We start from the raw sequence: 14,895 nt of genomic DNA, 5'->3' as shown, positions 1-14,895 counted from the left end.
ACAAAAACTGACTTGTTGCGCCGCTGATTTTTCGGCTTGGCCGGCTGCTATCTCTGTGCCCGGTCAACGATCCGGATCACTCGCTTAATCCGGATCGTTGGTCGTTCCGGTATCGGCCTCAACCTGCGCATTGGCCTTGAGCCAATTGGCCAGGGCCACGAAATCGGCGACGTCGATCTGCTCGGCGCGCGCATCCGGGCGCAGGCCGGCGGCTTCGATCGCGGCGCCTTCGCAGATGCGCGACAGGGCGTTGCGCAGGGTCTTGCGGCGTTGGCCGAAGGCGTCGCGGACCACGCGCGCGAACAGCGCGCGGTCGTCGATGCCGATCTTCGCGGGCGGGTGCGGGATCATCCGCACCACCGCCGAATCGACCTTCGGCGGCGGACGGAATGCGCCGGGCGGCACGTCGAACAGCGCGATCACCTGGCAATACGCCTGCAGCATGACGCTGAGCCGGCCATAGACCTTGCTGCCGGGGCCGGCGGCCATGCGGTCGACCACTTCCTTTTGCAGCATGAAGTGCATGTCGACGATCGAGCCGGCGTGGTCCAGGGCATGGAACAGGATCGGCGAGGACAGGTTGTAGGGCAGGTTGCCGACCAGGCGGATCGGGCTTTCGTTGGCGAGCGCGCTGAAATCCACGGTCAGCACGTCGCGGTGGATCACTTCCAGGGTGCCGTGGGCGCGCGCGCCTTCGCTGAGCGGGAAGATCAGGTCGCGGTCGAACTCGATCACGGTCAGTTCGCCGTGGCGGTCCAGCAGCGGGAAGGTGATCGCGCCCTGGCCCGGGCCGATCTCGACCAGGCGGTCGCCGGGCTTGGGGTCCACGGCCTGCACGATCATCGAGATGATGCCCTGGTCGTGCAGGAAGTGCTGGCCCAGGTGCTTTTTCGCCTCGGCGAAAAAGCCTTTGGATGATGCTTTGGTTTCGGGCTTGAAGCCCTTTCCGTGGCTCTTGGCGGTGCCGGTCATGGCGTGCCTCCGGGCAGGTTGCGGCGGGTGCGCGCGATGCGCGCGCAGGTGTCGGCGGCGGCGATCAGGCTGGACGGGTCGGCCAGGCCGCGCCCGGCGAGGTCCAGCGCGGTGCCGTGATCGACCGCGACGCGCGGGTAGGGCAGGCCCAGGGTCAGGTTCACCGCGCGCTCGAAGCCGCTGTATTTGAGCACCGGCAGGCCCTGGTCGTGGTACATCGCCAGGACCGCGTCGAAGCCTTGCAGCTTGGCCGGCAGGAAGGCGGTGTCGGCCGGCAGCGGGCCGATCAGGTCCAGGCCTTCGGCGCGCAGCGCGGCCATGACCGGTTCGATCACTTCGATCTCTTCCATGCCCAGGTGCCCGGCTTCGCCGGCATGCGGGTTCAGGCCGAGCACGGCGATGCGCGGCCGGGCGATGCCGAAATCGCGGCGCAGGGCGGCGTCGACGGTGCGCAAGGTGCGGCTCAGCGCGCCGGGCTCGATCGCGTCGGCGACCGCGCGCAGCGGCAGGTGGGTGGTGGCCAGCGCGACGCGGACGATGTCGTTGGCCAGCATCATCACCACCTCGCGCCCGGCCTGCTGCGCCAGCAGTTCGGTGGTGCCGGTGTAGGCGATGCCGCCGGCGTTGATCACGGCCTTGTGGACGGGACCGGTGACCACGCCGTCGAAACGGCCGTCCAGGCAGCCCTGGGCGCTGTCGAGCAGGGCCTGGATCACCGCCGCGGCGTTGGCCGGCTCGGGCGTGCCGAAGGCCGGGTGGACCGGGTTGGGAATTTCGACCAGGGCCAGTTCGCCGGGCGCCCGCGAGGGGCGATCGGGCGCGGCAGCAGGGTCAGGGGCAGGCCGAGCGCGTCGGCCGCGGCGCGCAGGCTGCGCGGATCGGCGAAGCCGACCAGATCGTAATCGCGCGGCCGTTGCAGCAGCCGCACGCACAGCTCCGGCCCGACGCCGCCGGCTCGCCCGGCACCAGCGCGAGCCGGGGCGGGGTCACGTCAGCTGCCGGCGGGCTTGGCGGTCGGCAGGGTGGTCTCGGGTGCCGGGCTGGTTGCCCTCCGAACCCTTGCCGACGCGGAAGTCCACGTAGGCTTCGCCGCGCTTCTCGCGCAGGAAGCGGTTCCACTCTTCTTCCAGCTTGCGGCGGCCGATGGTCTCCTGGACCTGGGCGCGCTTGCTCTGGTCGGCGACGTCGCTCTCGCGCGTGCCCAGGCGCTGGACGATGTGGTAGCCGGCGCTGGTGTGGATCGGCTGCGAGACTTCGTTGTCGGCCAGGCCGGTGACGGCGCCGCCGAACTCGGGGCCGAATTCGTCCTTCATGAACCAGCCCAGGTCGCCGCCCTTGCTCTGGGTGCCGAGGTCTTCGGAGCTTTCCTTGACCACGTCCTCGAACTTGGCGCCGCCGGCGATGCGCGCGCGCAGGGTCTCGGCCTTGGCCTTGGCCTGCGCTTCGCTGACCTGGTCGCTGACCCGGACCAGGATGTGGCGGGCGTGGTACTGGGTGACCATCTGCGGCGCCGATTTCGAGGCGTCGCGGACTTCGACCAGCTTGAGCAACTGGAAGCCGCTCGGGCCGCGCATCGGGGCGGTGATCTGGCCCGGCTTCATCTGCTTCATCAGGTCGCTGAACGCGGCCGGGATTTCGTCGGCGTTGCGCCAGCCCAGGTCGCCGCCTTCCAGCGCGTTGGGGCTGTCGGAATAGCGCACGGCGGCGGCGTTGAAGTCCATCTCGCCCTTGTCGATCAGCGCCTTGACGCCGTCGACCTTCTTCTGCGCGGTCGCGATCTGCTCGGCGGTCGCGCCCTCGGGCAGGGCCACGAGGATGTGGGCGAGGTGGTACTGGGTGCCGGTGTTGGCCTGCGCGGACAGCGCGGCGTCGACTTCGGCGTCGCTGACCGTGACCCGGGTCTGGGCGAAACGCTGGCGCAGGCGCTGGACCAGCAGTTCGTCGCGGATCGAGGCGCGGAAATCGGTGTAGCTGCTGCCGTCGCGGGTCAGCTGCTGGCGCAGCTGTTCGACGCTGATCTTGTTGGATTGGGCGATGCCGCCGATGGCCTGATCGATTTCCTGATCGGTCACGCGCACGCCGGTGCCCTGGGCCTGGGCGACCTGGATCTTGAGCAGGATCAGGCGCTCGAGCACCTGCTTTTCCAGCACGTCGCGCGGCGGCAACTGCTCGCTGCGGCCGGCGTACTGGGTCAGGATGTTGGCGACCGCGCGATCGAGCTCGGTCTTGAGGATCACGTCTTCGTCGACGACGGCGGCGATACGATCGATCGGCTGCACGTCCTGGGCGTGGACGGCCCCGCCGAACAGCAGGCCACCGGCAATCAGGCCGGCGAGCAACGGACTCGCGAAAAGTTTGGTCATAGGGTCGGGTCGAGGGTCGAGTCGTCGGCGTCGTTGCCGCTGTTCTGGCGGCTGACCGTGGGGGACGGCGGCGCCAGATACAGGTCGTCGCGGTTATAGCCGAGAATAGCACGGCGCAAAACGCGCTCCGTGTTCTGGCCGGCGGAGCCTAGGCCCTTGAGCTCGAACTCCACCTGAAGCGAGCTGTTGAGGTCTTCGGAACGATTGCGCTGGTAGCGGCGGGCGATCAGGCGCACCGCCAGGCAGCAGCTTTCCCACTGCACGCCGGCGATCTGCTCGAGCGGACGCTTGTCCTTGATCGAGTAGTAGTAGCGGCCGACCATGCTCCAGTTGTTGTTGATCGGGTACAGGAACGAGAAGTCGGCCTGCTCGAACTGATCGCGCTGGTCGCGCGGCGCGGTCGGCGGCACCGACAGGTTGCGGCGGTAGCGGTAGGCGAAGTTGACCACGCCGGCGTCGCCGAACAGATAGCGCGCGCGCAGGGTGGCCAGGTCCTCGCTGCGCAGGCGCGGGTCCCACTGGTAGGTGGCGTTGATCGTCCAGCGGTCGCTCGGCGAGACGCTGACGTCGGCGACCCAGGCCGACTTGCCCTGCTTGATCGGGGTTTCGGCGCCGGCGACCACGCGGATGTCGTCGAAGTACTGGATCTGGCCGATGCTCGCCGCCAGGCGCTCGCGGCCGTCCTCGGAATTGATCAGGCGGGTGGTCAGCGCGGTGGTCAGCTGGTTGGCGTCGGTCTGGCGATCGGCGCCGGAGTAGCGGTTGTCGCGGAACAGCGCGCCCCAGCTGAACGACATCGGGTTGGTGTCGAACAGCGGGATGCCGCCCTGGTCGCGGTACGGCGCGCGCAGGTAGAACACCCGCGGCTCCAGGGTGTGCAGGTAGTTTTCGCCGCGGATTTCGGTCTCGCGGTCGAAGTACATGCCCGCGTCGATCGAGGTGATCGGCAGGCTGCGGCTGGGCGACTTGTCGTAGAAGCTGCGCACCAGCTCGGGCGTGTTGGGCACGTTGTTGTCGGTGGCGAAGGCCGCGGCCTGGCTGACCGCGAGCTGCTGGGCGAGGTCGCCGTCGAGCTCGTACGCGGTATAGCGCCAGGCCAGCTTGGGCCGGATGAACCAGGCCGAGCCTTCCAGCGGGAAGCTCACATAGGGCTTGATGTCGAAACGGCTGCCGCCGGGGATCTCGCGGCGCAGGCCGACCGGCGCGGCCGGATCGCCCGGGGTGAACTTCATGTCCTCGTGCTGGAAGCGCACCGCCTCGGTGTCCAGGCCGGTCTCGACCCACTTGCCCCAGGGCTGGGCCCAGTGGAAGGTCGCGCGCGGCAGGCGGTCGTAGGCCAGCGAGTTTTCCTGCAAGGTGAAGTCGGCCAGCTGGTTGTGGTCGGCGATGATGCTCGCGTCCCAGTAGCGGCCGCGGCCGTACAGGCCGATTTCGCTGCGCAGCGAGATCGCCGACTGGCCGTACAGGCTGTTGCTGAAGTCCTGCAGGTAGTACTTGTCGCTGACCCAGGCCAGGTTGGCGCCGGCGTACCAGGCGCCGTCCAGGCGGTGCTGGGTCTTGAGCGCGAACTCGCCGCGGTTCTTCTCCGGCAGGCGGTCCTTCGGAATCTCGAACAGGCCGTTGGGGTCGTTGCGGCGGTAGTCGGTGTAGCGGCCGCGATCGTTGCCGGGCAGGTCGTCGTTGGGCATCCAGTTGGCCGAGACCTCGCCGGAGCCGCGCTCGTACAGCCAGCGGAACTCGCCGCCCATCGCCACGCCGCGCTTGCTCATGTAGCGCGGGAACAAGGTGGCGTCGTAGTTCGGCGCCAGGTTGAGGTAGATCGGCTGGCGCCAGTCGAAACCGTTCTTGCCCGACAGGCCGATGTTCGGATACAGCAGGCCGGTGCGGCGCTGGTCGTCGATCGGGAACATGAACCACGGCACGTACAGCACCGGGATCTTGCCGATGCGCAAGGTCGCGTTGCGCGCCACGCCCATGCCCCTCTCGGTGTCCAGGTCGATGCGGTGCGCGCGCAGTTCCCAGGCGCGCTGGTTGGGCGCGCAGGTCGAGTAGGTCGAACCGTGCAGGGCGCCCTTGGCGCCGTTCAATTCGATCTGCTCGGCGCCGCCGTTGCCGCGACGCGAGGTCAGCTGGTATTCGACGTCGTCGATGCGGTGCTGGTCGGCGTTCTGGTCGCCCTCGGCGTGCTCGGCGACCATGCGCATGCTCGAGTCCTGGTAGCGCACGTGGCCTTCGGCCGTGTACTTGCCCGACTCCTGGTTGTAGCTGAGCTTGTCGGTGCCCAGGAACTGGTCGCCGCGGCTGAGCCGGACGTTGTCCTGGACCACGATGTTCTGCTCGTCGCTGCCGCGCTGCAGGGTGCCGCCGTCGATGTCGGTCGGCTGGGCGGCGCGCTGGTCGGCGGTGCCGGTGGGCGCGGGGGCGTCGTCGAAGGACGGCACCGCGTCGATCAGCGGGCACAGCCCCCAATTCTCGTTGTCGTCCGCCGCGTAAGCGGGCAGGGCGATGGCGATGCACAACGATAACGGGAGCAGGCGAAAGGGTTTGCGCACGCGAGCATCCGGCAGACGGAAAAACGGCCGTTAGCTTGCCGTATCCCTTGCAAGCGGGCAACGCGAGCGCCATCTATCGGGCTTCGGCGTTCATCTTCCGCGAACGCCGTATCGATCCGCTTGCCTACCCAGGAGGACGTCATGAGCCAGCACCCCCACCCGAACCGGGACCCGTCCGCCCCCGCCGCGGCCGAACCGCAGGCCACCGTGGTCGCCAAGAGTGAAGCTGAATGGCGCGAGCAATTGTCGCCAGAGCAATACGCGGTCTGCCGTTGCTCGGCCACCGAGCGGGCCTTCACCGGCAAGTTCTGGAACCACAAGGAGGCCGGCACCTACACCTGCGTGGCCTGCGGCGAGCCTTTGTTCTCCTCGGACGCCAAGTACGACTCGGGCAGCGGTTGGCCGAGCTACTGGCAGCCGTTGGCACCTGGAGCGGTCAGCGAGCATGCCGACGAGAGTCACGGTATGCGCCGGATCGAGGTCAAATGTGCGCGTTGCGACTCGCACCTGGGGCACTTGTTTCCGGATGGTCCCAAGCCGACCGGGTTGCGGTACTGCATCAACTCGGCGTCGTTGGGGTTCGAAGGGACGGGTGAGGGCAAGGCTTCGGGTGGGTGATTGGCGGTCGGTGGTGAGTGCCGATTGATGAGTCCTGCGCTGCGCTTGGCTGCCGGCGGCTTCGCGGGCGGGTGTGCTGCGCTGCGCGGGTGGCCGCTCGAGGGCGGTCGTGGCTTGGGCCCGCCATAGGCCGCTCTTGCAAGACCTGCGCAGCGGTCATTGCGCCGATCGTGCATGAGCGGATCGCCACCGGCATCGCCTACCTGTAGGAGCGGCGCGAGCCGCGACCGCGCCATCACGACAACCTCGCAAGCTGCGTCGTAGGTGCGGTCCCGCGGTCGCGACTCGCGTCGCTCCTACAGGAAGGCCAGGCAGCTTCGGCTTGAGCCTGATGCCGCGCAGTCCATCCAGCGCTGCGCGGGTGGCCGCCCGATGGCGGTAGTGACTTGGGCTGCCATAGGCCGCCCTTGCAAGACCTGCGCAGTGGTCATTGCGCCGATCGCGCATGAGCGGATCGCAATCCGCATGGCCTCCCTGTAGGAGCGGCGCGAGCCGCGACCGCGCCATCACGACAACCTCGCAAGCTGCGCCGTAGTTGCGGTCCCGCGGTCGCGACTTGCGTCGCTCCTACAGGAAGGCCAGGCAGCTTCGGCTTGAGCCTGATGCCGCGCAGTCCAGCCAGCGCTGCGACGCTTGTAACTCGCGAGAACAAAAGCACACCCGGAGGGCGACGCGCATGGATGCGCGTCGCGCGCCACCGGGACATGGATGTCCCGTGTGGCGCATGCCTGCGTCAGCACCGCACTTGCGGGCACTTGATTCAAAGAAAAGCATTTTTCTTTGGTTACCTTTCTTTTGTTGCTTTAGACAAAAGAAAGTAACTCGGCCGCTTGCGGACGAAAGCCGTTGATCTTGCCTTTGTGGCTTCAAAGGCTCCACGGCTTCAAAGCTATGAAGCCTTTTAGGAGCTGCAAGCAAGATCAAAAGCTTCCGCCACTAAAGCGGCGGGTAACTTTCTTTTGTCCAGAGCCACAAAAGAAAGTCACCAAAGAAAAAGGCGTTCCTGTTTCGAATCAAGAGCCCGCAAGATCGATGCATACGCGGGGGTAGGCCACACAGGACATCCATGTCCTGGGTGGCCTACGGCACGCATCCATGCGTGCCGCCCTTCGGGCCTGCTTTTGCATCGCGAGTTACAAGCCGCGCCGGGCCAAAAGCTCAAGATCAAAGGCAAAGGCAAAGGGGAAGGCGAAGGCGAAGGCGAAGCGGCTTTGCTCGCGTATGCGCGCAATCGCTCAACCGACGGCCTCAATCAGGAAAGGTTGAGAACCTGCTCGCGCAATTCGCGAGCCGCCCGAGCGCAAACCGCACTCAGGCCATCAACGCACCCACATGCGCCACCGCGCTCTCGCGCAACGCCGCCAGGTCGTAGCCGCCTTCCAGCATCGATACCACCCGACCCAAGGCATGCCGATCGGCGATCGCCACCAGTTCGCGGGTGATCCAGGCGAAGTCCTCGCCCTCGAGTTCCACCTGCGCCAGCGGATCGCGCTTGTGCGCATCGAAACCGGCCGAGATCAGCACCAGCTGCGGGCGGAACGAATCGATCGTCGGCAGCAGGCGTTCGCGCCATACGCGGCGGAAGCCGTCGCTGCCGGTGCCGGGCGCGAGCGGGGCGTTGACGATATTGCCCACGCCGCGCTCATGCACCGAACCGGTGTCCGGGTACAGCGGCATCTGGTGCGAGCTGACGTACATCACTCGCGCGTCGCTGTCGAAGATCGCCTGGGTGCCGTTGCCGTGATGCACGTCGAAATCGATCACCGCCACCCGCGACAGGCCGTGCTTCTCGCAGGCGTGCGCGGCGGCTACGGCGATGTTGTTGAACAGGCAGAAGCCCATCGCCACCTCGAAGGTGGCGTGATGGCCGGGCGGGCGCACCGCGCAGAACACGCGCCGGGTTTCGCCCTTGAGCACCGCGTCGACCGCGGCCACGCCGGCGCCGGCCGCGCGCAGCGCGGCTTCGGCCGAGCCGGGCGCGAGCACGGTGTCGGGGTCCAGGTGCATCGGGCCGTCGAGCGCGGTGTCGAGCACCAGCGCCAGCAGTTCGTCGGTGTGCGCGCGCAGCAGCTGGCCGCGGCTGGCGGCGGGCGCTTCGCGCCAATCCAGATCCGGGAAGGCTTCGCGCAATGCTTCGGTGACCGCGACCAGACGCAACGGCCGCTCGGCATGACCCGGGCCGGGATCGTGACGGGTGCAAGCCGGATGCGTGTAGATGCGCACGGTCAGCCCTTGCGGCGTTCGTGGTTCCAGGTGACCTCGCCGTGGCCGCTCGCGCGTGCGAGCACGCGGGCGAGCACGAACAGCAGGTCGGACAGGCGATTGAGATAGCGCACCGCTTCGGGCCGGATGCTTTCCTGCCGCGACAGCGCGACGGTCTCGCGTTCGGCGCGGCGCACCACGGTGCGCGCGATGTGGCAGCGCGCCGCGGCTTCGCCGCCGGCCGGCAGGATGAATTCCTTCAGCGGCGGCAGGTCTTCGTTATGGCCGTCGAGCCACTGTTCCAGCCGATCGATGTCGGCATCGAAGATCGCCGCATGGCCGGGGATACACAGCTCGGCGCCGAGGTCGAACATCTGGTGCTGGATCGCGACCAGTTGATCGCGCACCAGCTGCGGCAACTCGCTCGCCAGCACCAGGCCGATGGTCGAATTGGCTTCGTCGACCGTGCCGTAGGCATCGACGCGCGCCGAATCCTTGCCGGTGCGGCTGCCGTCGCCCAGGCCGGTGCTGCCGTCGTCGCCGGTGCGGGTATAGATTTTCGAAAGACGGTTGCCCATCGATCCGCGCCGCCCGATCAGCGCTTGCGCGCGTCGTCGGAACGGCCCGGCAGCGCGTCGGTCTTGCTCGCGCCGGCGGCGATCGCCTGGACCAGCGTGGCGATGCCGACGTAGGTCGCGGTGGTGCGCAGGTACGGCAGCAGCCATTCGAAATAATTCGCGGCCCAGCCGGCGACCGACTTGTTGGCGACCGAGTCCGACAGCCAGTAGAAGCTGCCCTGGCTCAGCAGCTGGCACAGCGCGACCGACGCGAGCAGCGCGACCGCGGTCAGGCCGAGCGTGCGCCAGCTGCGCGAGTAATTGCGCGCGACCCACAGGCCGCCGGCCCACATCGCGAAGTACGCCGGCACCAGGAACCAGTACGCCGCCGACACGCAGTAGTGCTGCCAGAAGCTCATGCCCTGGCCGGTGATCACCGCGTAGTCGATCGCCACCGCCAGCACCATCAGCAGCGGGAACGCCCAGCGGGTCCAGTTGCGCAGGTAGAAGCCGCCGATGAAGAACACCGCCCACGACGCATCCGGAATCGGCGTCCAGTGATTGACGCGGGTGCCGATCATCAGCACGGCGAGCAGGGCGAGGATGAGGGTGCGTTGGGTGTTCGGCTTCATGGCCAGGGCTCCTGACGCCGGACTGGCGCGTCGATCCGCACATTCTAAGGAACCTGCGGGGAAAGTGCCGGTTTGGTTGGGGCGGGGGCGCAGGTGGGGCGCTAAGTGATTGATTCGACAAGTCTGAGAGAAAGGCGTCGGGCTTGAAAGCCCTCCCACAAAAGACTTCGTGGGTTCCAGGCGCGTGAAGCTGCGATCCTTTGGTGGGAGGGCCTTTCAGGCCCGACGCGGCTGGTTCCGCCGCCGCGCCGCGACGATGTGGCGCCCGCATCCACCCCGATCCGAACAGACGCTGCACGGACGCGGTCGTATCATGAACGCATGACTTCAGATGCAAAGCCGCAGATGCCTTCCACCCCCGCGCCGCACGCCAGTCACGACGTCCTGATCGTCGGTGGCGGCCTGGTCGGGGCCAGTCTCGCGATCGCCCTGGACCGGCTCGGCCTGGATGTGGGCCTGATCGAAGCCGCGCCGCCCGGCGCATTGCCGGCGGTGTTCGACGAACGCAACCTCAGCTTCGCCGAAGCCACCCTCAACGCGCTCAATGCGCTCGGTGTGATGGCCAAGCTGCGCGCGCCGACCGGTTCGATCCGGCGCATCCACATCAGTCGGCGCGGCGATTTCGGTCGCACGGTGCTCGACGCGCAACGCTACGGTCGCGAGGAATTCGGCCGCATCGTGGTGGCGCGCGATTTCGGCGAAGCGCTGGAAGCGCGCTTGGCCGAACTGCCGCGCCTGCATCGCTACCGGCCGGTGCGGTTCGTCGGTCTGGCCGACGAAACCTGCACGCGTGATGCCGGCTCGCTAGATCAAACCCAAGCACGCGACGGCGATGACGCCTCTCGACGCGGCGTAGGCGCTGGTGCCGGCGCGGGCTCCGAGTGGCGTGCGATCCGGGTCGCCGATGGCGCGGGCGAACGCGTCCTGCGCGCGCGGCTGCTGGTCGCCGCCGACGGCACCCGCAGCGGCGTGCGCGACGCGCTGGGCATCGCCGCGGACGAATACGACTACGGCCAGACCTTGTTCGTCACCCGCGTGCGCAGCGAGCGCGCGCCCGACGGCACCGCCTACGAGCGCCTCGGCGACGACGGCCCGACCGCGTTGTTGCCGCGCGGCGATCGCCACTACGGTTTCATCCACGGCGTCGCCAACGACGAGGCCGCCGCGGTGGCCGCGCTCGACGAAGCGGGGTTTCTCGCCCGCGCGCAGGACGCGTTCGGCTGGCGCGCGGGACGCTTCGTGGCCTGCGGCGCGCGCAGTCTGTACCCGGCGATCCGCGTGCTCGCCGCCCGCACCGTCGCACCGCGCGCGGTGCTGGTCGGCAATGCCGCGCAGACCATCCATCCCATCGGCGCGCAGGGTTTCAACCTGGGCTTGCGCGATGCGATGACCCTGGCCGAATTGATCGAACACGATCTTGCCGCGAGCGCGGACAAGGCCGACTGCGGCAGCGCCGATCTGCTCGAGCGTTACGCGCGGCGGCGTCAGCCCGATCGCGACAGCACCATCGAATTCTCCGACGGCCTGGCGCGATTGGGCTCTAACGAAACCGCGTTGATGCGCCCGTTGCGCAGCCTGGGGTTGTTTGCGCTCGATCGTCTGCCGACGGCGCAGTCGCTCTTGGTCGGCGGCGCGATGGGCTATCGCGGCGACGTGCCGGCGCTGTGTCGCGGCGGTGAGCCGGCGCTGCGCGGAGGCCGCGCATGAGCCGGCGCGACGCGTTGGACATCGTCGTGGTCGGCGCGGGCGTGGTTGGCGCAGCGGCGGCGCTGGCGTTCGCTCGCGACGGTTTCGAGGTGGCCTTGGTCGAAGCGCGCGAACCCGCGCCGTGGTCGCCCGAACATCCGGACCTGCGCGTGTACGCGTTCGCGCCCGACAACGCCGCGTTTATGCACGATCTGGGCGTATGGACCGAGGTGCAGGCCGCGCGGCTGCAGCCGTATCGCGCGATGCGGGCGTGGGACGCGGCCGGCGGCGGCGAATTGCATTTCGATGCCGACGCGTTCGGCCGGCGCGAGTTGGGCTGGATCGTCGAGCACGGCGTGTTGGTCGATCGTCTGTGGTCGGCCTTGCCGGCAGCCGGCGTGCATCTGCATTGTCCGGACGCGGTCGAAGCCCTCGAGCACGATGCCGCCGACGGTGTCGGCGTGGTGCTCGCCAGCGGACGCCGCCTGCGCGCGCGGCTGGTGGTCGCGGCCGACGGCGCGCAATCGCGATTGCGCGAACTGGCCGGTATCGAGGCGCCCGCGCACGATTACGGCCAGCGCGGGCTGGTCGCCTACGTCGACAGCGAACTGAGCCACGAAGCGACCTGCTGGCAGCGTTTTCTGCCGGGCGGGCCGCTGGCGTTCCTGCCCGCGGTCGGCGAGCCCGGCGCGCGCGACCGCCGCAGTTCGATCGTCTGGACCTTGCCCAATGCCGAAGCCGAGCGGCTGTTGACGCTGGACGACGCGGCGTTCCTCGACGAACTCGGACGCGCGTTCGCCGGACGTCTGGGCGCCTTGACCGGTGTATCCGAGCGCGCTGCGTTCCCGTTGCGGCGCCAGTTGGCCGAGCGTTATGTCGCCGGCCGCGTGGTCATCGCCGGCGATGCCGCGCACGTGGTGCATCCGCTGGCCGGGCAGGGCGTCAATCTGGGGCTGCGCGACATCTCCGGCCTGCGCGGCGCGCTGGCGCAGGCGCGCAAGCGCGGCCTCGACATCGGCTCGCCCGCGCGCCTGCAACGCTGGGCGCGCGAACGCCGCAGCGAGAACGCGCTGGCGGCGTATGGGTTCGATGGCTTGAACAAGCTGTTCTCGAACGACGACTTCGCCGCGACGATGCTGCGCGGACCGTTGCTCGGACTGGCCGGCAAGCTGCCGCCGTTGACGCATTATTTCTGGCGGCGTGCGGCGGGGGTTTGAGCCACCCCACCCCGCGCAGTTCCGATTTCTTTTGTGGGAGGGAGCTTCAGCCCCGATGCTTTCGGCTCAGATCGCCGCATTCTTCAGTGAAGTTACTGGCGATCGGAAACAAAAGCATCGGAGCTGAAGCTCCCTCCCACAAAAAGCGGCCGCACTGGAATTGGAGAACACGCCCATGGATGAAGCGATACCCGATTCGAACCGGCGGACACGATCGGCCAGCGCGCGCAGGTTCGCGCGCCTGAGCATCGCGGCCTCGACCGCATACCCGATGCTGGCCGCGGCCACCACCCAATGCCCACCGGGCTCCTCCGACAAGAACGCGCTGTTCTGGGCCGTCGGTTTCACCGTGCTGGGCCTGTTCGTGCTGCTGGGGCTGGCCGCGCCGTTCGCCGCGATCCGCTTCACCCGCGTGCGCGGAACCGCGGTGCGGGTGCTGTGGACCTTGGCCGCCTGCGTGCCGATGCTCGGCGTGTGGCTGCTGGGCCTGATCGTGTTCGGCAATGTCTTCATCATGAGCTGCTGACGCGCACGATTGCGCGGGTGCGGATGCTCAGTCCTCGTGAAACCGCCGCTGCGTTTTGAGCAGATACACCGCCACCGCCATGCCGACCAACGCCACGCCCATCACGTAGTAGGCCGGCGCCATGCCGCCCAGGTGCGGCGCCAGATAACCGCTGATCAGCGGCGGGGTGGCGGCGCCGAACAGCGCATAGGCCACGTTGTAGGAAAACGACAGCCCCGAGAACCGTACCGGCGCGGGGAACGCGGCGACCATCACCGCCGGGATCACCCCGACCACGCCGACGAACACACCGGCCAGCGCATACAGCGCGAGAAAATGCTCGGCGCCGTGATTGAGGTCGTAGTACAGCGCGAAGCTGCTGACCAGCACGCCGACCGAACCGATCAACAGCGCGCGCCCGCGTCCGAGCCAGTCCACCAGCAGGCCGCCGCCGATCGCGCTCAAGGTCAGGCAGAACGCCGCCAGACTGTTGCCGAAGAACGCGCGCGCCGGGGCGATGCCGAACTGCTGCTGCACGATGGTCGGGGTCATCAGGATGATCACCACGATCGCCGCGGTCAGCAGCCAGGTCACCAGCATCGACAGCACCACGCCGCCCAGGTGATCGCGCAGCACTTGCTTGAGCGGCAGTTCCCGCACCAGTTGCCGGCGCTCGCGCATCGCCGCGAACACCGGCGTTTCGCTGAGCCAGCGGCGCAGGTATACCGCGAGGAAACCGAACACGCCGCCGAGCACGAACGGCGCGCGCCACACGCCGCTGAGCACTTGCTCGGGGGTGAACCAGGTGTTGATCGCGGTCGAGATCAACGAACCGATCAGGATGCCGGCGGTGAGCCCGGCCGACAGGCTGGCGCAGGCGAAACCGACCCGGCCGCGCGGGACGTGTTCGGCGACGAAGGTCCAGGCGCCCGGCACTTCGCCGCCGATCGCGATGCCCTGCACGATACGCAGCGCCAACAGCAGCAGCGGCGCGGCGATGCCGATCTGCGCATACACCGGCAGCAGGCCGATGCACAGGGTCGGCAGCGCCATCAGCAATACGCTCAGGGTGAACATGCGTTTGCGCCCTGAGCGGTCGCCGAAATGGGCCATGACGATGCCGCCGATCGGCCGCACCAGATAACCGGCGGCGAAGATGCCGTAGAGCTGCAGCGTGCTCAGCCAGCCGGGCATGTCGGGCGGGAAGAACAGGTGGCGCAGGGTCTCGGTCAGGAAGACGAAGATGACGAAATCGTAGAACTCCAGCGCGCCGCCGAGCGCGGCCAGCATCAGCGTGCGTGCGTCCTTGCGATCGAGACGGCGGGCGGGCGCGCGTTCGACCTCAGCGGATTCGATCGAGGCGGAGCCGGTCGGGACGGGGCTTGCGGGCATGGGCGGCGAGGGCGGCGGGGCGGGCAAGGCACTATGCCGCAATGGGGGCGGGGTGCAAGCGGAGTGCAAGCGGGGTGCTTTCGCCGGTGGCGATGTCTGTCGGCTCGGGCGCAATGGGTGTAGCGGGCGCGGGTTGTGCGGGTAGGCGCGAGTGTTTGCGGGGGCGCGCTCGCGGCTTGCGCCGCTCCTACAGGTAGGT

General features: G+C 68.4%; 10 protein-coding genes and 2 pseudogenes. 4 read left to right on the top strand and 8 right to left on the bottom strand.

All coding sequences use genetic code 11. The annotated features are described in order from the left end of the window. Nucleotides 1-84: 84 nt before the first annotated feature. The 4 genes and pseudogenes from rsmA to lptD form a co-directional block, all read right to left on the bottom strand. Nucleotides 85-972, bottom strand: coding sequence for a 16S rRNA (adenine(1518)-N(6)/adenine(1519)-N(6))-dimethyltransferase RsmA (rsmA, locus tag KME82_RS19215; RefSeq protein ID WP_215495448.1), 888 nt, complete (start codon nucleotides 970-972; stop codon nucleotides 85-87). After that, nucleotides 969-1,962 (bottom strand): annotated as a pseudogene (gene pdxA / locus KME82_RS19210) (4-hydroxythreonine-4-phosphate dehydrogenase PdxA). The gene rsmA and the pseudogene pdxA overlap by 4 nt, the downstream one beginning before the upstream one ends. Further along, nucleotides 1,954-3,335: pseudogene (locus tag KME82_RS19205) on the bottom strand (peptidylprolyl isomerase); the annotation flags it as partial. The pseudogenes KME82_RS19205 and pdxA, both read right to left, overlap by 9 nt. Continuing rightward, nucleotides 3,332-5,887 (bottom strand): LPS assembly protein LptD, encoded by a 2,556-nt coding sequence (gene lptD, locus KME82_RS19200; RefSeq protein ID WP_215495446.1) that lies wholly within the window; start codon nucleotides 5,885-5,887, stop codon nucleotides 3,332-3,334. The gene lptD and the pseudogene KME82_RS19205, both read right to left, overlap by 4 nt. Nucleotides 5,888-6,028: 141 nt before the next feature. On the opposite strand from lptD, the gene msrB reads away from it, so the two are divergent. After that, a complete protein-coding gene (gene msrB / locus KME82_RS19195; protein WP_215495445.1) occupies nucleotides 6,029-6,505 on the top strand; it encodes a peptide-methionine (R)-S-oxide reductase MsrB in 477 nt (158 codons plus the stop codon). 1,311 nt (nucleotides 6,506-7,816) lie between these two features. On the opposite strand, the gene KME82_RS19190 is transcribed toward msrB, so the two are convergent. The 3 genes from KME82_RS19190 to KME82_RS19180 are packed head-to-tail and all read right to left on the bottom strand — an operon-like array spanning nucleotide 7,817 to nucleotide 9,896. Further along, on the bottom strand, nucleotides 7,817-8,728 hold the full coding sequence (locus KME82_RS19190) for a histone deacetylase family protein (RefSeq protein WP_215495444.1): 912 nt from the start codon (nucleotides 8,726-8,728) through the stop codon (nucleotides 7,817-7,819). Between the two features lie 2 nt (nucleotides 8,729-8,730). Continuing rightward, nucleotides 8,731-9,285 carry a cob(I)yrinic acid a,c-diamide adenosyltransferase gene (locus KME82_RS19185; RefSeq protein WP_036115608.1) on the bottom strand — a complete coding sequence of 185 codons (555 nt, stop codon included), beginning with the start codon at nucleotides 9,283-9,285 and terminating at the stop codon, nucleotides 8,731-8,733. Nucleotides 9,286-9,302: 17 nt separating this feature from the next. Then, nucleotides 9,303-9,896, bottom strand: coding sequence for a hypothetical protein (locus tag KME82_RS19180; protein WP_215495443.1), 594 nt, complete (start codon nucleotides 9,894-9,896; stop codon nucleotides 9,303-9,305). A 345-nt stretch (nucleotides 9,897-10,241) separates the two neighbouring features. On the opposite strand from KME82_RS19180, the gene KME82_RS19175 reads away from it, so the two are divergent. The 3 genes from KME82_RS19175 to KME82_RS19165 all read left to right on the top strand — a co-directional run bounded on the left by KME82_RS19175 (nucleotide 10,242) and on the right by KME82_RS19165 (nucleotide 13,325). Continuing rightward, complete coding sequence (locus KME82_RS19175; protein ID WP_215495442.1) at nucleotides 10,242-11,603, top strand: 2-octaprenyl-6-methoxyphenyl hydroxylase; 1,362 nt, start codon at nucleotides 10,242-10,244, stop codon at nucleotides 11,601-11,603. Continuing rightward, nucleotides 11,600-12,799, top strand: coding sequence for an FAD-dependent oxidoreductase (locus KME82_RS19170; protein WP_215495441.1), 1,200 nt, complete (start codon nucleotides 11,600-11,602; stop codon nucleotides 12,797-12,799). The genes KME82_RS19175 and KME82_RS19170 overlap by 4 nt, the downstream gene beginning before the upstream one ends. A gap of 175 nt (nucleotides 12,800-12,974) precedes the next feature. Beyond that, a complete protein-coding gene (locus KME82_RS19165) occupies nucleotides 12,975-13,325 on the top strand; it encodes a hypothetical protein (RefSeq protein ID WP_215495440.1) in 351 nt (116 codons plus the stop codon). A gap of 27 nt (nucleotides 13,326-13,352) precedes the next feature. Here KME82_RS19165 and KME82_RS19160 read toward each other — a convergent pair whose 3' ends face one another. Next, nucleotides 13,353-14,696 carry an MFS transporter gene (locus KME82_RS19160; protein ID WP_215495439.1) on the bottom strand — a complete coding sequence of 448 codons (1,344 nt, stop codon included), beginning with the start codon at nucleotides 14,694-14,696 and terminating at the stop codon, nucleotides 13,353-13,355. Between the last annotated feature and the right edge of the window lie 199 nt (nucleotides 14,697-14,895).

Origin of the sequence: Lysobacter capsici (assembly GCF_018732085.1) — a bacterium.
Lineage (GTDB): Bacteria > Pseudomonadota > Gammaproteobacteria > Xanthomonadales > Xanthomonadaceae > Lysobacter > Lysobacter capsici_A.
Note: the sequence above shows the minus strand (reverse complement) of the source record. Positions and strands in the feature narration are given on the sequence as shown.